The following is an 18,116-nucleotide window of genomic DNA, read 5'->3' on the forward strand; positions in this document are numbered from 1 at the left end:
GATTCTCCTACTACGTTACGGAACGTCGTGTCAGTGTTTCTCGGCGAAATACTCGCCCACCCCGCCCTTGCTGCCGCCGACCCCCTGGTCCATCCGCTGGGCGCGGTGGCCGACGCGCAGCCGGTCCGCTGGGTCCACTCCAGCGAGGTGCTGGACATCGCTCCCCTGCTCCGCGGCGGCGAACTGCTGCTCTGCGGCGGGATCACGCTGGCGACGGCAACGCCGGCCAAACGTGAAGACTACGTGCGCGAACTGGCCCAGCGCGGCATTGCGGCGCTCGCCATCGAGACCGGCGGTGCCCTGCCCGAGATCCCGGCCGACATGCTTGCGAAGGCCGAGGAATTCGGCCTTCCGGTGGTGGAGCTGCGCAAGGTGGTGCCCTTTGTGGGCGTCATGCAGGCCATCAATTCCATGCTGGTCAGCGAGTCCGTGGGACACCTGCAGCAGGCCGACGCCGCCACGCGCGCCATGGCGGCCGAACTGGCCCACGGTGCTTCGCTCGACAAAATCCTGGGCGTGCTGGCAGGCATCACCGGTTCCGCCGTGACGCTCACTTCCCCGTGGGGAGTCAACATGGGGAGCGCGGCGCCAGAGGATTGGGGGGACGACGGCGACACGAAGGCAGGCGGGCAGGACGCGTTTTCCGGGGTGGCCGGCGAAAAAGTGGTCAGCGTGGACATCCCCGTGCGCGGGGTCCTCATGGGCCGGTTGGAGGTGCGGGTGCCGGATGCTGCGGACCTGGCGCTGGCGCAGGTGGCAGGCGAACGCGCCGTGGACATCCTGGGCCTGGCACTGCTGCAGCACACCCCTCCCGGGCTGCATGCCCTGGCCGGCGCCGAACTGATGCGGGCTGTGCTCCACTCTGCCCCGGAGTGGCGCCTTGAGCAGCTCGCGCCGGCTGCCGGTTTCCCCATTGACTCCCCGGCTGTGGCGGCGGCAATCCACGCGGCATCGCCGCAGGAGTTGCGTGGTGCCGTCGAAACCTTCCTGAGCTCACAACGCATTCCGTGCGCTGCGTACCTGGACGACGCCGAACTGGTGGTCATGATCGGCCTGCCCTGCGCGGACACTGCCGGTGAACGGCGGCAGCTCCTGGAATCGCTCCGCGGGCTGGAAGGGGACCATGACGCGGTGATCGCCGTCGGCCCCGTGGCAGGCGGGGTGGCCGACGCTGCCTGGTCCCTGGCCGAAGCCCGCCGCACCCTGGAGGTGCGCCAGATCCGCCGCCGGAACGCCTCTGCGCGCAGGCGGTTTCCGGCCCGCGGCCTGGTGGTGGTGGACGCAGACGACGCCGCCGTGGAGAGCCTCTCCCTGACCTGCCTCGACGGCTCGGCGCGCGAGGCGTTCGTCAACCGGCACCTGCGCGGAGTGTTGGAGCATGATGCGCAGCGGCAGTCCCAGCTACTGGAGACCCTGCAGGTGTGGCTGGACTCAGGCTGCAACACGGCACAGTCGGCACGGGAACTGCACCTGGAGCGGCAGTCAATGCATCACAGGCTGCAGCGGATCTTCGAGCTGTGCGGCGGTGATCCGCGCGGTACCGGGCGGCTCGCGGCGCTGCACCTGGCGGCCCGGATGGCAGGGCTGCCCTGACCTGCGGACCGCTGCGTTGGCCGTGGGGGCACCCATTAGCGTCCGCCTCGTTCGAGGTCGGCTAGTTCTGATTCGAGTTGCTGGGTCAGGTTGCGCAGGCGGTGGATGTGTTCTTGGGAGACGCGTCCGGGCTGGCTGGTGACTTGTGCGTCGACGTCGAAGACGGTGTTGGGGCTGTGCCAGACGTTGAACCATTCGAGGCCGTGGCCGAGGGCGTCCCGGGTTACGCCTTGGAGCAGGAGTAGTGGTTCGCGGGTGTTGATGTCCAGTTTCCGCGCCAGTTCGGGGTCTGAGGACACTGCCTGGACCTGACGGGGACCGCCCGCGGGGTGATACCCGTGGTCGCGCATGAGGCTGAGAAGCGATGCGTTTTCGAGCAGTTCTACGGTGAAGTGTGGGAAGAAGTCGCGCGGGACCCAGGTCCGCATGAAAGCAACGGGAAGATCGTCGAGGTAGCGAACCCGCTCGATTTTCCAGGTGTTGGTGGTGTTGAGGGCCTCGATGCCTGCCTGGGGCGGCTCGGATGGTTCTACGGTGAGGACGTGAGTGCGCAGACGCTGGCCGTGCGCGGCAGCCTGTTCATCCAGGCCGCCCGCGCGCTGGACGTGCCGGCGGAGGACGGGCGTTGCGGCTACTACGCTGCCGCGGCCGCGCTGGCGTCGGATCAGGCCGAGGTCGGCAAGGCCTGACAGGGCCTGGCGCACCACGCTGCGGGAGACACCGAACTGCCTTTGCAGTTCCTCTTCGGTTGGCAGAGAGGCGCCTGGGGGCAGCGCAAGGTCCTCGATCTGCCGGTGCAGAATGTCCCGAATTTGTGCATGCAGCGGGCCTCCGGCTTCCCGGTCCAAACCGCCGCTGCGTCCTGCCGGCCCCGATCCTGTGTCTGCTGGTACCAAACTCACGCTAACTCCTCTGCCGCTGTGCAAATCTTAGCCCTCCCGCTGCTCCCCATCGCTGAGCAGCGACATCGTCCCGTCTTGACGTGACCTACACCACCCATTATTGTACGTATCAAAGGTACGTACAACTTCGGGTTCTCAGATCGCAGGAGATGCCGTGAACCAGAAGTCCCGAGTCACCTGCTTGAGCCCGCATCGGTGCGTGAGCGAAGTGAAAGTACCTGCAAGTGACAGTCGGATACGTGAGTTTCAAATCCCCCCCGAATTGGAGAATCCATGCGCGACCCGCGCTCGGTGCGTTGCACCTACTACCTCGAGTCCGAGATTGATCCCGCGAAGGCCGCGGCCATCATGGCGGGCGAGCAGTCCAGCGGCACCTTCCTGCCGGTACCCGGCGAATCGGCCCGCATCCGGGAACGGCACGCCGCCCGGATCTCGGATGTTCAGGAGCTTGGTTTTTGCCGGCCTTCCCTGCCGTCACGGGCCAACCCGGAAAAAGTCCGCGCTGCATTGGTGACCGTTGATTTCCCCATGGAGAACGTCGGAACCGACCTGGCCACCCTGCAGACCGCCATTGCAGGCAACCTCTTCGAGCTGGGTGATCTGTATGCCTGCCGGCTCCAAAACATCGAGCTGCCGGAGGACTTCGTGGCCGCCCACCCAGGCCCGGCCTTCGGCATCGAGGGGACACGCAAACTCATCAGTGACGTTCAGGGCGTGATGGTCGGCACCATCGTCAAACCCAATGTCGGGCTCTCCGAAGAGGAGTTCCGCCTGGTGGTCCGGGATCTGGCGATGGCGTCCATTGACCTGATCAAGGACGACGAGCTCATGACTGATCCGGCGTACCTGCCGCTGGAACGCCGGGTCGCGGTCGCTACCGAGGAAATCCGCGCCGCCGAGCAGGTAACGGGCCACTCCACCATGTATGCCTTCAACATCACCGGTGACCTCGCCGGGCTGCGCAAGCGGCACGACCTGGTTGTTGAAGCCGGCGGCACGTGCGTGATGCTGAACATCCCCGTGATGGGGCTCCCGGCTCTTGCCCTGCTCCGCAGCTTCGCCGAAGTACCGATTCACGGCCACCGCGCCGGCCTCGCCGCCTCCATGCGGTCCAAGGCCCTGGGCATGGACTACCGGGTCTGGCAGCAGATGGCCCGCCTTGCCGGCGCCGACCACCTGCACGCCAGCGGGCTCGGCAGCAAGTTCTACGAACTCGACGACGAAGTCGCGGCGAACATCCGCAGCCTGCTCGAACCCCTCGGGCAGACCATTGCACCGTTGCCTGTTTTGTCCTCAGGGCAGAATGTCACCACTCCCGGCCCCACCTTCGACGCGGTCGGTTCCACGGACCTGATGATGCTCGCCGGCGGCGGCGTCGCCGCCCACCCGGACGGTCCCGGGGCCGGGGTGCGGAGCCTGCGCCAGGCGTGGGAAGCAGCCGTGGAAGGGGTTCCGTTGCAGACTGCAGCCGCCAGGCAGGCGGAAACTGGAGATGACGCCCTGTTGCATGCGGTCCAGACTTTCGGGAAGGGCGCCTGAGATGCCAGCCTTTGGTTTCGTCGCCGACGACCTCACCGGAGCCGCCGACGTCCTGGCCCAGTCACACCGCTACGGCCTGGAAGCTGCCCTGGTCATCGGGGACGGTCCACTGCCCACGGACACCGACGTCGTCGGGTTCGCAGGACCGGCCCGCTCCCTGTCGGGAACAGCGTTCGACAACCTGGTCACCCGTGACCTTGCCGGGATTGCGGCCCTGAACCTGGACGTGCTGCTGTACAAGGTGTGCTCCACCTTCGACAGCTCCACCACTGTCGGGAGCATCGGCCGCGGGATCCAGCTGCTCCATGAGCAGTTCCCCCTGCACGGCCCCATTCCCGTGGCGCCGGCCCAGCCGGGCTTCGGCCGGTACACCGCCTTCAGTAACCACTACGCTACCTACGCCGGCAAAACCTACCGGCTGGACCGCCACCCGGTCATGTCCCAGCACCCGTCCACCCCCATGGCCGAGGCGGACCTGCGCGAGGTCCTGGCCGAACAGCTCGGCGGCACCCAGGTGCCCGGGGCGATCCACCTGCCCGCCTATGAGGACGGCACCTTCAAGGACGCCTGGGCGGAGCGGCGCCGGGAACCCGGCGCGCAGGCCTTTGTCGTCGACGCCGTGGACGAACACCAGATGGACGCCATCGCAGAAGCCCTCACCCGGGAAGAACACGGCCACGGCCCATCCATCGTCGTCGGATCCGGCGGCATCATGGCAGCCCTGGCACGGTCAATCTCGGACCAGCCTCCGCGCACACCCGGCCCGCAACGCCCGTCCGGACCGGCTCTGGCCGTCAGCGCTTCAGCGTCCAGCACCACAGCCGAACAAATCAACGACGCCATCGCCAATGGTTGGGAGGACGTTCCCGTGCCTGCCGAACTGCTCCAGCGCGATGGCACCACCCTCGCGGCAGCCCTCGACGAACGCGTTTCCGCGGCCCTCCGGGGAGGCAGGAACGTCATCGTTCACACCACCCGCGGATCGGCGGACCCCCGCTACGAAGCCGGTAAACCGGTGGACGCCGGCTACGTTGGCACACTGATCGGCGGCATCGCCGCCAGGATGGCCACAGCCGGCCTCACCCGGGATATCGCCGTTTGCGGCGGCGATACCTCCAGCCATGCACTCATCGCCATGGGCGTACGCCAACTCCGGGTGACCGACCAATTCGTCACAGCCGGCCCCATCCTGAAAGCCGACGGCGCCTCCGCTGTCGGAGGGTGCAGGCTCCTGCTCAAGGGCGGACAGGTCGGCCCCACCGACATCCTGCGCCGCTTCGCCGGCCAACTCCCCACCTGACACCCCCAACACAATCCTCCACGCATCACTAGAACCAACGAAAGGCGGCCCCCATGCGGGCAGTAGTTAAGAACGCAGCAGAACGAGGCGTCACCTACGTCACTGACGCCGGCGACCCCAAGGCAACAGAAGGCACTGTCGTCATCGAAGTCGGAGCCGCGTCCCTGTGCGGCACCGACCGCGAGCTCTACGATTGGACCCCCTCCGCCCAGGCGTTCAACCTCAACCTCCCGGTCACCCTCGGGCATGAAGGCGCAGGAACCATCGTCGAGGTCGGAGCTGGCGTCACCGGACTGCAGGTTGGCGACCAAGTCGCCCTCGAAAGCCACCTCACCTGCGGACAATGCTTCCCCTGCCGCACCGGCGACGCGCACACCTGCGAACGCACTGGAATCCTGGGCATGCACATCGACGGCGTCTTCGCCGAGTACGCCGCTGTACCGCAAGACATCTGTGTCAAGCTCCCTGCCGGCCTGTCCCTCGAGTCCGGAGCCCTGCTCGAGGCAGCCGGCGTGGCCGTGCACGCCATCCAGCGCGCCAATTACTCCGTGGCAGGCCGGGCGGTGCTTGTCAGTGGCGCAGGACCGGTCGGCCTCGTCGTCGTGAACCTGGCACTGCTCATGGGCGCCAGCCATGTCATCGCCGTCGACCCCAACCCCTACCGGAGGGCCCAAGCCGAAAAGCTCGGCGCGACCGCCATGCACCCCAACGATGGCATCATCGAACGCTGCCGCGAACTGACCGGCCGCCGCGGCGGTTTCGACGTCGGCTTCGAATGCTCGGGAGCGCCCGGCACCCTGACAACACTCTTCGAAGCCGTCCGCCGTGAAGCCACCGTCATCACCGTCGGCCACCCCAGCCGCCCCGCCGAAGTCGACATCGCCGCCTACATCAACAAAAAAGGCATCACCCTTCGCGGCATCTTCGGACGCCGGCTCTGGGAAACCTGGGAACAAAGCCTGCTGCTCCTGGACTCCGGGAAGCTGGAGCTCGACTGGCTCATCACCCACCGCAAAAAACTCAGCGAAATCGACGAAGCCGTCGAACTGCTCACCGGAGACGCCTGCAAAGTCCTGCTCATCCCAGGCCTCGGCTAGACACACCCCCACCCCCGCGCACCCGCCCCGGAACGCGTGGACCCAAGCAACCCAGCCATTCACAGGAGAAATCAATGTCGATTCCCATCAAGAAAGCCCTGGAAAAAGTCCCCGGCGGCATGATGCTGGTGCCCCTTTTCATCGGCGCCATCATCCACACCCTCGCCCCGGACGCCGGTAAGTTTTTCGGTTCCTTCACGGGAGCCTTCTTCACCGGCCTTCCGCCCCTCCTGGCCGTGTTCTTCGTTTGCCTCGGCGCAACACTCGAAGTTAAATCAACCCCCTACATCCTCAAAAAGGGCGGGGTGCTCCTCGGCTCAAAGATTGCCTTCGCCATCCTCATAGGCGTCATCGCCGGACGCTTCCTCGGCGAAGCGCCCATCGAAACCGGAATCCTTGCCGGCCTCTCAACCCTCGCCCTCGTCGCCGCCCTGAACGACACCAACGGCGGCCTCTACATCTCCCTGATGGGACAGTTCGGCCGCAAACGCGATGCTGGAGCCTACTCCATCCTCTCGCTCGAATCCGGCCCCTTCCTGACCATGGTCACCCTCGGCATCGCCGGCCTCGCTGCCTTCCCCTGGCAGGCACTCGTCGGCGCGATCCTCCCGCTGGCACTGGGCATGCTCCTCGGAAACCTGGACAAGAACATGCGGCATCTCCTGGCCCCGCTGGTGCCGGCAATGATTCCGTTCCTGGGCCTGGCCCTCGGCCTGACCATCAACCTCAACGCCGTCGTTGAAGCAGGACTGCTCGGCATCGCACTTGGACTGTTCGTGGTCTTCGTCGGCGGCGCAGTGCTGCTGCTCGCCGACAAACTCACCGGTGGTGACGGCGTGGCAGGCCTCGCCGCGGCAACCACAGCCGGAAACGCGGCCCTCGTCCCCGCCATCATTGCCACGGCCAACCCCGTCTACGCGCCGGCCGCGGAACACGCCACAGTGCTCGTGGCAGCCTCGGTCGTCGTCTCCGCAGTGCTCTGCCCAATCGTCACCTCAGCATGGGCCCGCCGGGTGCAGAAAAAGGAGGGCCTAGCGGACGCAGAAGACAACTCGGCCGAGCAGGAGGCGCTAGCCCCCAAGCATGCAGGTAGTACCCCAGAACTGACCTAGCAGTACTGAAGGAAAAGGGCGGGGCGTGCACACGGGTGCCCGCCCCGCCCATCCTTATATACCCGGACCTGGTGGACGGAAACGCCAAATCCACCGGAAGGAACACCATGAATGCACACACTCAGCTAGTGAAAGTCCCATCCCCCGGCGCGCAAAGTCGCCTACTCAGCTACCGCAACTGGATTCACCTGAACCCGGGCGACAGGGTGATCGTCAAACGGACCGGATGTGCACCCGAACATGGCACGGTGGATGACGTCGGCGAAGACGCCTCATACTTTTGGGTCTGGATTGACGGCCAAGGCAGAACTCTGATCTTCCACGGAGACGGATCGATCATTCACAAACTCCTCCACTAGCCTCAGCCGACATAACTAATAAAAGGCATAGGCGTCTCGAAACCCTGGGATACGAGACGTCTCACAGGCTGGGTCACTGTGACGATTGCCGTATCTTATTTTTCGCGGAATCGTCAGAGTTCTTCCACCGTCCGATTCTCGCAACTATGTCTCGAAACCTTCTGGTTGAATCGCTGAACAGGCGGACCTTCTTGCCGCTGGAGTCCGGCGCGATGACCTTTACATTGATCACGGCGTGTCCGGGACGCGAAATTCACGACAACAGTTCGATCGGTCCATCGACGCGCTGATCGATGGCGACACCTGTTCATCACTAGGCTCGACAGGCTCGGACGTTCCACACAGAATATGCTCGCCTTCGCCGATGAACTCCGCAGTCGAGGAGCGGGCCTGCGCGTTCTAGAGCACGGTAGAGGCGATGGCGACACTGCGATACACGCGACAGGCAATGACGGGAGCGTGGCCCAGAACTACCAGGGTGGCGTCATTCACTGGAGCCCAAGCGGCTCCTACAGCACCTGGGTGTAGGGACTGGATGCTGCCGTTGGGGACGGCGTTCCGCGTGCTTGGAGGGCGGCTGGCACGGCAACATCAGGTTTCCGGACGGCCACCCAGGCGGGTGGTGACCTTGGCGGCGGCGGACACGCAGGCCTCGCCCAGGCTCCCGAACTGTTCCTTCGACACCCGGAAGCGGGGCGCCGGGATCAGGACGGCAGCCACCACGTCGCCGCGGTGGTCGCGGACGGGGGCGGCCACGCCCACCTCGTCCATGGACGATTCACCATAGTTTCCCGCCCATCCCCGCTGCGCCACGTCCTGGAGCCTGGCTTCGTAAGCCGCCAATCCGGCGTCGTCCAGTCCAGGGAAGGTGATGGTTCCGCTGCGCAGCAGCTCCCGCACCCGCTCGGCCGGCAGGGTGGAGAGGAACACCTGGACCGAGGCGCTCATGGCGTCCCGGTAGCGCGCGCCAAGGGGCGTGGTGTGCTTGATCTGGTGGTGGCTGGCGATCTGCTCCACGCAGATGGCCTCGTCCCCGTTCCACAGCATCAGCGCACTGGTCTCCCCTGTCTGCTCGGTCAACTGCCGCAGGACCGGGTATGCCACGCGGCGCTCTTCCATCTCGGCCAGCAGCGGTCCGGCGACGGCGATCAGGCCCAGGCCCAGCCGGAACCGCTTGGTCTCAGGGTCCCGCTCCACCAGGTTTTCCTGCTCGAAGGTGGCCAGGATGCGGGAAACGCTGCTCTTGTGCATGCCCACGCGGTTGGCGATTTCGGTGACGCCCAGCAGCGGTTCGTCCGCCGTGAAGGTGCGCAGGACGGCGATGGCATTGACGACGACTGAGGCGCCTTTGGCGTCCGTCCCGCCGTTGGTGCCGGTGCCGCTGCCGTTGCTGTCGGAGGTTGTTGCAGGAGTCATGGTGGACACCATCTTTCCTCATGCGCGGGTATTTGGCCGGGACGGCGGAAGCGGCGCCACGTGACCGTGGCGCCGCTTCCCGGTGGTGATGGTTAGCCCTGGATGATGTTGTGCTCCGGGCCGAACGGGAACTTGGTGATGTTCTCGACGGTGTTGTCCTCACCGATGACCAGGATGTCGTGTTCGCGGTAGCCGCCGGCGCCGGGCAGGCCGTCCGCCACCGTGATCATGGGCTCCATGGACACCACCATGCCCGGTTCCAGCACGGTGTCGATGTCCTCGCGCAGTTCCAGGCCGGCTTCACGACCGTAGTAGTGGCTGAGGACGCCGAAGGAGTGGCCGTAGCCGAAGGTGCGGTTGGCCAGCAGGCCGTGGCTGGTGTAGATCTCGTTGAGCTCGGCGGCGATGTCCTTGCAGACGGCGCCGGGCTTGATGAGTTCCAGGCCGCGCTTGTGGACCTCCACGTTGATGTTCCACAGCTCCAGGGACCGTTCGTCCGGCTGGCCCAGGAAGAGGGTGCGCTCCAGGGCGGTGTAGTAGCCGGAGGTCATCGGGAAGCAGTTGAGCGAGAGGATGTCGCCCTGCTGCAGCTTCCGGGTGGTGGCCCAGTTGTGCGCGCCGTCGGTGTTGATGCCGGACTGGAACCACACCCAGGTGTCGCGGACCTCACGGTGCGGGAACGTGCGGGCGATTTCGTGCACCATGGCTTCGGTGCCGACCAGGGCCACCTCGTACTCGGTGATGCCCTCGCGGATGGCGTTGCGGATGGCTTCGCCGCCCAGGTCGCCGATGCGGGCGCCGTGCTTGATGACCTCGATTTCCTCGGCGGACTTGATCATGCGCTGGCGCATGGCGTCCTGCGAGACATCCAGGAGTTCTGCCCCCGGGAAGGCTGCGGCGATCTTCTCGCGAGTCAGGCCCGGGAGGAAGTCGTCCTCGACGCCCAGCCGGGAGGCCTTGACGCCGCGCTGGCGCAGGGCCTCCTGCAGGCCGAAGAAGAAGTTGTCGCGGCGCCAGTCGGTGTAGACGATGTTCTCGCCGTAGGAGGTGCGCCACGGCATGCCGGCGTCGATGTTCGCGGTGACGGTGACGGAATCGTCTGCCGTAACCACCAGGGCGTAGTTGCGGCCGAACGTGGTGTACAGGAAGTCGGAGTAGTACTTGATGCCGTGGTAGCTGGTGAGGATGACGGCGTCCAGGTCCTTGGCGGCCATGATCCGGCGGAGCCCGCCCAGGCGGCGCTCGAACTCTGCGTCGGAGAACGTGAGCTTGCCCTTGGAGCCGATGTGGAGGACCTTGAGGCGCTCGAGTTCGGCGATGGACGAGGCGTCATCGGCAGTGATAGTCACAGGGGTGGTGCCTTTCTAATGGATGCAGCTGCTGCCAGGGCAGGGGGTGCTGCAGTTGGTGTTGTGGAAGAGGTTGGTTTAGGGGCCTCTGGTTGCTCAGAGGTGTTTGAGGGGCTTCCGCGACGTTTCGGCGGCGAACAGCACAGCCACCAGGGATACGGCGGAGGCGGCCACCAGGTACCAGCCGGGGGCCAGCTTGCTCTGCGTCAGGCCGATCAGCAGGGTAGCCATGAAGGGCGCGGTGCCGCCGAAGAGCGCGTTGGAGAGGTTGAAGCTGACGGCGAAGCCGCTGTACCGGACCTTGGTGGGGAAGAGTTCGGCAAGGAAGCTGGGCAGGGTGCCGTCGTTCAGGGTGAGCATCCCGCCCAGCAGGATCTGGACCAGGACGATGACCAGGAAGTTGCCGGTGTCCAGCAGCATGAAGGCCGGAACGGTCAGGAGCATGAACAGCACGGAGGCAGTGATCAGCATGCGCTTGCGGCCAAACCGGTCTGACGCGATGCCGGTCAGGAAGATGAAGCCGATGTAGCTGGCCAGGGCGATGGTGGTGGCCAGGAAGGATTCGGTGGGCCCGAAGCCCAGTTCCTCGGAAAGGTAGGTGGGCATGTAGCTGAGGATGACGTAGAAGCCGACGGCGTTGAGCAGCACTGCGCCGCAGGCGATGACCAGCTGTTTGCGGTAAGTCCGGAACATGTCCAGGGCAGGCGCTTTGGGTGCTGATTCTTCCTGGTCAGCCAGGGCGCGGAAGGCAGGAGTGTCTTCGAGCTTGGTGCGGATGTAGCGGCCGATCAGGCCCATGGGGGCGGCCAGGAGGAACGGCAGCCGCCAGCCCCACTCGTGCAGCTGTTCGGTGCTGAGCACCGAGCTGAGGAGCGCCGCGATCAGTGAGCCCAGGAGCAGGCCCGCTGCGGTGCTGGCCGGCACCACCGCGGCATAGAGTCCGCGGCGGTTGGCCGGCGCGTATTCCACCAGGAAGGCTGAGGCGCCTGCGTATTCGCCGGCTGCCGAGAACCCTTGGACCACACGGACCAGGAGCAGCAGGAGCGGAGCCAGCATGCCGATGGTGGCGTAGCCCGGGATGAGGGCGATGCAGAAGGTGGAGACGGACATGATGACGATGGAGAGTGACAGGGCTTTGCGCCTGCCCAGCTTGTCGCCGATATGGCCCCAGAAGAAGCCGCCCAGGGGACGGACGAAGAAGGAAATGGCAAAGACGCCGAAAGTTGCCAGCAGTGCGGTCTGCCGGTCCGCTTCGGGGAAGAAGACCGAGGAGATGACGGCCGCGAGGTAGCCGTACACGGCGTAGTCGAACCACTCGACGAAGTTGCCGATGAAGCTCGCGGTAACCACCCGTCGTCGTACGTCTTTGCTGGGCACCGTATTGTCCACGCCATGCCCTGCCCGGGCAGGAGCATTGTCGTCATTGGCAACGACTCCTGCGAGGGGTGAGGTTGATTCTTTACTCAATGGAACCACCAGTGAAAGTAGGAGTTGCATCTGTTGCAACGTGGTTGTTTCAAGATAGGTCGTGACGCGCACCACAGTCAATAGCTCCGGCGCAGATTCTTTCTCCTATTTTGTCCGGTCGCAGTAGCCGCGCGGAAGACCATAAGGAGGAGTTCTACCGCTAGGCCATGTTGCGCACATTGCAACAGGGTTGAAACAAATGGACGATGCCGAAAACGGGTCCTAAGACACGGGCCAAAAACCCCGCCCTGCCGCATACTTGCGCCATGGACGTTGCAGCGCGAAAACCGGACCGGATCCTGCTCGCGCTGGTGGGCGTGGTGGTGGTTCTGGTGGTTGTTGCGCTGGCGGTCGTGTTCACCCGGGGTGAGCCGGCCCCGCTGGATCAGTCCAGCCCCGCCGGAGTGGTCCAGCAGTACAGCAAGGCGGTGATCGACGGCGACATTCCCACCGCCCAGTCCTTCCTCACGCCGGGTGCCCGGAGCAGTTGCCGTGGATCGTATCCGGGTGAACCCCGCCCCGCCCGCGTGGTGTTGATTTCGACGACGGAGCGCACCGATTCTGCCACCGTGAGGGTTTCGATCGTCCAGTCATCCCAGGGCGGACCGTTCGGCCCGTCCGAGTATGAGATGGAGGAAGCCTTCTTGCTCCTGAAAGTGAATGGGAAGTGGATGATTGACCAGCCGCCGTATCCCCTGACGGCCTGCTCCGTAGTTCCGGCCAAGCAATGACGGCGCCGGCAGCCCCAGCAGTCCGCGCGCCGGCCAGCGGCCTGGCAACCCTCCGCCGGCTGATCCTGTATGTCCTGCTGTTTGCTTTGGTGGTTATCACGGCGTCAGGCCTCAGCGGACTGCTGGGACGCCTTTTCCGTACGGCGTCAGTCCTCATCCAGGGCGACGTGGCCGGCCTGGCCCTGTCCCTGGCCTTCACCCTGATCGGCGGCCCGCTTGCGCTCCTTCTGTGGTGGTTCGCCTGGAGGCGGCTCCACGACGAGTCGGAGCGGACAGCCGCCGGCTGGGGGCTCTACCTAACCGGGATGTATGCAGTCTCCCTCATTATTGCCACCACATCGCTGCTAAGTCTGGCAGCTGCCTTGATTGGCATGGAACGAAACGACTGGTCGTCTTCGTTGGCCAATAGCCTTGTCTGGGGAGCCATCTGGTGGTGGCACCGGTGGATGTGGAAGCACCCGCACAAATCCCCGCGGCATCTCGAAGATATCCGGGTGCTCATCGGGTGGGTCTTTGGCTTGCTCCTGGGTGCAGGCGCGGCAATTGCCGCGCTGAGCACACTGCTGGACGCCGCAATCCGCGGCTTCATGTCCACCGCCACCCTGGAACCCTGGTGGTTTCCCATCCTGAGGTCCCTCATTTGGGCAGCCGGCGGCGCGGTGGTGTGGTGGTGGCACTGGTTCAGGGAAGGCGGGCGGCGCTTCCAGACAGCACTGGTGGACGTCACCATCATCGCCGTAGGAATCTTCGTCGCCGGTATCACCGCGTTGGCCGGGCTGGGCCTCATCCTGTTTGTCCTCCTGCGGCTGGCGTTCGACCGCAGCGAGCCGCTGAACCTCCTGCTCGAACCGCTCGCCCCGGCCATCGCGGCCGCCGTCATCGGGGCTCTGGTGTGGCGGTACCACCGCACCGAGTCCGTCCACCGGTCCACGCGGACCCGCCGTGCCAGTCTCCTGGTGACGTCGGCGGTGGCACTGGCGGCAGCGGCTTCCGGTGTGGGGGTAGTGGTGAACGCGTTGCTGGCCGCCGCGGTATCGCCGCTGGCTGGCAGCGCCACGCGCACCCTTCTTCTGGGCGGCATCAGTTCGCTGGTGGTGGGAGGCCCGGTGTGGTGGCTGGCCTGGAACCCGAGGCAGCAGCCGCGGACGGCGGACGACATTCCCCCCGGCCGGCGCCTCTACCTGGTGGCGTTTTTCGGTGTCAGCGCGGTGGTGGCGCTCATTACGCTGCTGGTCATTGGCTACCGGCTGTTCGAATTCCTGCTGGGCGATGTTTCGGGTGGAGGCCTCCTGGACCGTATCCGGGCACCGCTGGGGCTTCTGGTGGCCGCGGGGCTGGTGGCGGGTTACCACTTTGCGCTGTGGCGGCACGACCGGGCACTGCTTGCTGCCGCGGCCCCGGTGCACCAGCGGGTGATTGACCAGGTCACGCTGATCAGCGGTTACGCACAGGAGGGAGTGGACCCGGAGGCTTTGGCGCGCGGCATCAGTGATGCCACCGGCGGCGCCAAGGTGACCACGTGGCTTAGGGCGGACGACGACGGCGCCGGGCTTCCGCCGTCGTCCGTCCTTCCAGGCGGGGTTGCGGAGGTCATCCGGCAGGTGGCAGCGGCCCTGGAGGGCGTGACGGCCCGGCACGTCCTGGTGATTGCGGGGCCGGGGACGCGGCTGGAAGTCGCCCCGCTGGTTGCCGCCGAAGGCGTGGCCGTCCTGGGCGGCGCCGCGCCTGGCCGGGTCCTACGGCCCTAGCTGGTCCACAGGCGGAAGCTTAGCGTTGGTGCTGGCAAAGGAGGCCGGCGATGGCTGCTCGGGGAGTCGCGAAGTGCAGCGGTACTGTCCCGGGGAGGAACAGCCGGCGCTGGGCCGGTTGCGTGGCGGCGGCCCTGCTCGCCGTGGCCGGATGTTCCTCCGGAACCACCACTCCGGGCAGCAGCCCCGCCGTCAGCACGGAGCCGGCCCAAGCATCACCAACCACGGGTTCGGGTTCCGCGGCGTCGCCGTCCAAGCCCTTCTCTGATGCGGAACTCGCGGCCATCATCAACGCAGTGGGCCGGATTCGGAACCTGCCATACCCTGTCGCCCACGATTCGACTTCCCTTAGAAGCGGCACCATAAGCGGGTCCTTTCCCCCGACCAGGATGGAAACGATGCCCGGGGACTGCCTCGTCCTCCTCCCCCAGGACCCCTTCACCCGGTGGGCGGACAAAGAAATCGCTTTTGCGGAAGGCATCATGCCTCCTGTGGGCGGTCAGTCCACTCCGACGAGCACTGTCATGATTGTGCTGCGGAGCGCGGAAAGGGACGCTATCGCCAAGGCTGATTTCGGCTACCCGGATGACTTGGTGTCCCGCTGCAGCCAGTTCGACCTGACCTATACGGCGTCCAGCCAAAGCTCCACGTATTCCCTCCACCTGATTGCAGCTCCCACGGTCGCGGAAAAGCAGCACGCCTTCATGCAGGTCACCAAGCCGAAGGGCCCGGGTGACTTCGGCTCCGTGGGGCTGCGCGTCCTGGACGGCACGCTGTCCGTCACGCTCAGCCTCGCAGTGGCAAATCTTAACTCGGAGTCGGACGCGAAGCCGGCCCTTGATGCCATGTCCGGACTTGCCAGGGAGCTCATTGACCAGGCGCGGAAAGGCGCTCCATCACTGGCAGCGGCGCCGCCAAACTCGCTCGCGCCGGACCAGATGGTGGCCCTCTTCAAGGGCATCACCGGCCCAAACGGGGAGCCGGTGAGCCTGCCCCAGGCCAGGGTGCTCGCCTCGCCTCCCGGTTCCACTCCCACTGGCTTTTCACGGCCGCCCGACACTCCATGCTCTTTCAATGAGGAGTCCTACATGGCCTCGCTGCTCGGGTCTGTAGCCGGGCAGGGACAGATCCACGGGGTCAGCAAAATCGACTACACGGACTTCACTGTCATCAGCATGCCCTCCGCAATGGCGGCACCATATCCTTTTGACGCCCGAGCGGAGCGACTTCGGGGCTGTACCACCATTGAGGAACAATCGTTCGGCGGCGGCAGCCGACCCTGGTCATCGGTTTCCGCCCTTACCACCACCATCGCAGCCGACTCCAGCTACGCCGTGGCTTATCAGCTCTCCGACGGGACCGGGGAGTGGCACGTCCAGAGCGGAGCGCGCCGGGGGACCTTGTCTATCGAGGCGAGCAGCAGGACGGCTTCACAGTCCGAAACGCAGGCCAAGGCGGACGCGCAGGCCGCTTTCTTCGGCGCTGTTTTCTCACGTGCCGGGAAGTGATTTGGAGGTGCGGGAAGCGGGGGGTATGGAAACCATCCTCAAGATTTGCCAAGTTTATCCCGCTAGTGGATTAATCCTCTTCCTTTGGCTTTGCGGGGTGCCTAGTGTGGCACACATGTTTGCCAAGGGGGATAAATGAAAAGCACCGCTGAAGGTCCTCAGGACGCCGCAAACCAGGACACGCAGCAGGTGGCAGCGCCGAATTCCATGGACTCACAAGGCAACGTTGCCGAGTGGACGTCTGACTTCCTTCTCACACTCAAGAGTCCCATCCGCTTCATCCGGGCCGACTGGCCCTAAGCGCGGACCGCGCCGCCCGGGGACGGGCCACCTGGACCACCGGTATGACTCCTTGGAGCCATGTGCCCAACACGGCCAGCACACTGGTCCAGGTCGTTACCCGCCGTTTCAGGCCCGCCCGGGTTCGCCAAGCGCGTGCTCCCTGACCTTAAAAGCCAAGCGTCAGCTTGAGGCGTCCCGCTCGATTTCTTCGGCGAGGTCTTCCACCTCTTCGGGGCGGGCTTCAATACCCGCTTCCTCGAAGCGCTCCTCGAGGACGTGTGTCACATCGTCCTGGACATGGCCAAGCTGGATGTCATGGCGGACATCCTCGGCGATACTTTCAGGCGTCTCATGGTGCTCGGTTCCGGCCACGATCTCGTCGTTGCCGTCAAAGGGGTCATTGGCGCCGCCAGCTCCGGAATCAGTCATACTCCATCGTTACCCTTCGCTGTCCGGCAGTAAACGGGCGGCAGGAGTCAATGGAAACGGACGACGGCGGGCGTGTCCCGCCGTCGTCCGTTTCCGTTGCCTGTCAGGGGACGTCGGCGAGAATCCCGTCAATCCGGGCCAGCAGGCCCGGCCAGCCGTTGCCCATGCCTTCGAAGGCCTGCCTGCCCGTGGGGGTGTCGAGGCGGAATCCGGCGTGTTCGTGGTGGAGGATCGTCCCGCCGTCCGCCGGCTCAAGCCGCCAGGTGATGGTGGTGTCAAGCATGCCCTCCGAGAAGAGGAAGCTGATGGACTTTCCCGGGTCCACGGTGAGGACCTCGCACTGCTGGTGGCCCCATGCGTCCATGTCCATGGTGAAGCGGTGGCCCACCACGGGTGCGATGTCGCCGGGCGCCCACCAGCGGGCCAGCAGTTCCGGCGTGGTCAGTGCGGCCCACACCGCCGTGGCGGCGTACGGAAAGCGGCGTTCCAGCCGGATGGCGTTCTCGGTCATGACGGATTCTCCTCGTCCAGAAGGTCTCCCAGCGCGTCCAGCCGCTGGTTCCAGTAGTGCTCGAAGTGCTTCACCCAGCCGCCGATCTCGGCAAGCCCGGCAGGCTGGAGGTGGTACACCCTGTTCCTGCCCTGCCGTTCCTCCCGCACCAGGCCCGCCCCGCGGAGCACGGCAAGGTGTTCGGACGCGGCCGGACGGCTAAGGTCCAGCAGGCCGGTGAGTTCCCCAGAGGTCCGGGGACCTTGGCGGAGCTCGTCCAGGATGATGCGCCGCGCCGGGTTGGACACGGCGGCAAAGACATCGGGAAGCACCACACCAGTGTAGGTCGGAAATTTCCGACGCATCAATGGCTAGTGCGGTTGCGCGGGGTTGGACACGGCGCTGGCCCGCCGCCCCAACCTGTAGCCGGCCCAAAAGGCGAGCAAGAGCAGGCCGGCACCGGCAATGGCAAGGCCTACCTGGGTTCCCTGGGTGACAAAGGCCGCTCCATTGGCGCCGAACGGCGTGTTGCTCAGCGGCGCGTATGCAAACCAACCGGTGAAGTCGCGGTTGAGATAGGCGATCAGGCAGCCAAACAGCACTGCCGCGACACCCAGCAAGGGTACGACGACGGCAGGAACCTTGCCGCGTTTGGACACTGGGCGCTCTTCAGGCGTTGCATTCTCCCCCATGCAGGCGAGTTTAGCCGCGGACGCCTACCTGCCGGAGAGCTGGGGCTGGTAGTACTTCCGCCACTTCAGAAACATCTGCCTCTCCTATTGCCGAGAAAACGC

At 65.6% G+C, this 18,116-nt stretch carries 18 protein-coding genes and 1 pseudogene; 10 read left to right on the forward strand and 9 right to left on the reverse strand.

The annotated features are described in order from the left end of the window. Window positions 1–27: 27 nt before the first annotated feature. Window positions 28–1,593, forward strand: a complete 1,566-nt coding sequence (locus tag FBY33_RS02340; RefSeq protein WP_142029125.1) for a PucR family transcriptional regulator — start codon at window positions 28–30, stop codon at window positions 1,591–1,593. A 35-nt stretch (window positions 1,594–1,628) separates the two neighbouring features. On the opposite strand, the gene FBY33_RS02345 is transcribed toward FBY33_RS02340, so the two are convergent. Further along, the gene (locus tag FBY33_RS02345; RefSeq protein ID WP_235010360.1) at window positions 1,629–2,495 is read right to left on the reverse strand and encodes a GntR family transcriptional regulator; all 867 of its coding nucleotides are present in this window, start codon (window positions 2,493–2,495) and stop codon (window positions 1,629–1,631) included. A gap of 273 nt (window positions 2,496–2,768) precedes the next feature. Between FBY33_RS02345 and FBY33_RS02350 the strand changes: the two genes are divergently transcribed. The 5 genes and pseudogenes from FBY33_RS02350 to FBY33_RS02375 all read left to right on the forward strand — a co-directional run. After that, complete coding sequence (locus FBY33_RS02350) at window positions 2,769–4,034, forward strand: RuBisCO large subunit C-terminal-like domain-containing protein (RefSeq protein ID WP_142029126.1); 1,266 nt, start codon at window positions 2,769–2,771, stop codon at window positions 4,032–4,034. Between the two features lies 1 nt (window position 4,035). Then, a complete protein-coding gene (locus tag FBY33_RS02355) occupies window positions 4,036–5,334 on the forward strand; it encodes a four-carbon acid sugar kinase family protein (RefSeq protein ID WP_142029127.1) in 1,299 nt (432 codons plus the stop codon). A 53-nt stretch (window positions 5,335–5,387) separates the two neighbouring features. Then, complete coding sequence (locus FBY33_RS02360; protein ID WP_142029128.1) at window positions 5,388–6,431, forward strand: zinc-dependent alcohol dehydrogenase; 1,044 nt, start codon at window positions 5,388–5,390, stop codon at window positions 6,429–6,431. 74 nt (window positions 6,432–6,505) lie between these two features. Beyond that, window positions 6,506–7,543 (forward strand): 2-keto-3-deoxygluconate permease, encoded by a 1,038-nt coding sequence (locus FBY33_RS02365; protein WP_142029129.1) that lies wholly within the window; start codon window positions 6,506–6,508, stop codon window positions 7,541–7,543. A gap of 528 nt (window positions 7,544–8,071) precedes the next feature. Then, window positions 8,072–8,334 (forward strand): annotated as a pseudogene (locus FBY33_RS02375) (recombinase family protein); the annotation flags it as partial. 159 nt (window positions 8,335–8,493) lie between these two features. Here the strand turns inward: FBY33_RS02375 and FBY33_RS02380 are convergent. The 3 genes from FBY33_RS02380 to FBY33_RS02390 form a co-directional block, all read right to left on the reverse strand. Next, window positions 8,494–9,330, reverse strand: a complete 837-nt coding sequence (locus tag FBY33_RS02380) for an IclR family transcriptional regulator (protein WP_142029131.1) — start codon at window positions 9,328–9,330, stop codon at window positions 8,494–8,496. Between the two features lie 80 nt (window positions 9,331–9,410). Further along, entirely contained in the window at window positions 9,411–10,667 is a 1,257-nt protein-coding gene (locus tag FBY33_RS02385) for an aminopeptidase P family protein (protein WP_142029132.1), read from the reverse strand. A 96-nt stretch (window positions 10,668–10,763) separates the two neighbouring features. Further along, window positions 10,764–12,134: an MFS transporter gene (locus tag FBY33_RS02390; protein ID WP_142029133.1), complete on the reverse strand. Its 1,371-nt coding sequence runs from the start codon at window positions 12,132–12,134 to the stop codon at window positions 10,764–10,766. A gap of 266 nt (window positions 12,135–12,400) precedes the next feature. On the opposite strand from FBY33_RS02390, the gene FBY33_RS02395 reads away from it, so the two are divergent. Both FBY33_RS02395 and FBY33_RS02400 read left to right on the forward strand, forming a co-directional pair. Then, window positions 12,401–12,865, forward strand: a complete 465-nt coding sequence (locus FBY33_RS02395) for a hypothetical protein (protein ID WP_142029134.1) — start codon at window positions 12,401–12,403, stop codon at window positions 12,863–12,865. Continuing rightward, window positions 12,862–14,613 carry a DUF5671 domain-containing protein gene (locus tag FBY33_RS02400; protein WP_142029135.1) on the forward strand — a complete coding sequence of 584 codons (1,752 nt, stop codon included), beginning with the start codon at window positions 12,862–12,864 and terminating at the stop codon, window positions 14,611–14,613. Before FBY33_RS02395 ends, FBY33_RS02400 begins: the two co-directional genes overlap by 4 nt. 19 nt (window positions 14,614–14,632) lie before the next feature. Here the strand turns inward: FBY33_RS02400 and FBY33_RS20585 are convergent, their stop codons facing one another. Then, window positions 14,633–14,902, reverse strand: coding sequence for a hypothetical protein (locus FBY33_RS20585; protein ID WP_235010376.1), 270 nt, complete (start codon window positions 14,900–14,902; stop codon window positions 14,633–14,635). A gap of 109 nt (window positions 14,903–15,011) precedes the next feature. Between FBY33_RS20585 and FBY33_RS02405 the strand changes: the two genes are divergently transcribed. Both FBY33_RS02405 and FBY33_RS20305 read left to right on the forward strand, forming a co-directional pair. Further along, window positions 15,012–16,121: a hypothetical protein gene (locus FBY33_RS02405; protein WP_235010378.1), complete on the forward strand. Its 1,110-nt coding sequence runs from the start codon at window positions 15,012–15,014 to the stop codon at window positions 16,119–16,121. A gap of 135 nt (window positions 16,122–16,256) precedes the next feature. Then, window positions 16,257–16,421: a hypothetical protein gene (locus tag FBY33_RS20305; protein WP_160141935.1), complete on the forward strand. Its 165-nt coding sequence runs from the start codon at window positions 16,257–16,259 to the stop codon at window positions 16,419–16,421. A 162-nt stretch (window positions 16,422–16,583) separates the two neighbouring features. Here FBY33_RS20305 and FBY33_RS02410 read toward each other — a convergent pair whose 3' ends face one another. The 4 genes from FBY33_RS02410 to FBY33_RS02425 all read right to left on the reverse strand — a co-directional run bounded on the left by FBY33_RS02410 (window position 16,584) and on the right by FBY33_RS02425 (window position 18,014). Further along, on the reverse strand, window positions 16,584–16,832 hold the full coding sequence (locus FBY33_RS02410; RefSeq protein ID WP_142029136.1) for a hypothetical protein: 249 nt from the start codon (window positions 16,830–16,832) through the stop codon (window positions 16,584–16,586). Between the two features lie 103 nt (window positions 16,833–16,935). After that, a complete protein-coding gene (locus tag FBY33_RS02415; protein ID WP_142029137.1) occupies window positions 16,936–17,343 on the reverse strand; it encodes an SRPBCC family protein in 408 nt (135 codons plus the stop codon). Continuing rightward, window positions 17,340–17,654 carry an ArsR/SmtB family transcription factor gene (locus FBY33_RS02420; RefSeq protein ID WP_200831301.1) on the reverse strand — a complete coding sequence of 105 codons (315 nt, stop codon included), beginning with the start codon at window positions 17,652–17,654 and terminating at the stop codon, window positions 17,340–17,342. The genes FBY33_RS02415 and FBY33_RS02420 overlap by 4 nt, the downstream gene beginning before the upstream one ends. A gap of 39 nt (window positions 17,655–17,693) precedes the next feature. Then, window positions 17,694–18,014, reverse strand: a complete 321-nt coding sequence (locus FBY33_RS02425; protein WP_142029139.1) for a hypothetical protein — start codon at window positions 18,012–18,014, stop codon at window positions 17,694–17,696. Window positions 18,015–18,116: the final 102 nt, after the last annotated feature.

Source organism: Arthrobacter sp. SLBN-112, from assembly GCF_006715225.1.
GTDB lineage: Bacteria > Actinomycetota > Actinomycetes > Actinomycetales > Micrococcaceae > Arthrobacter.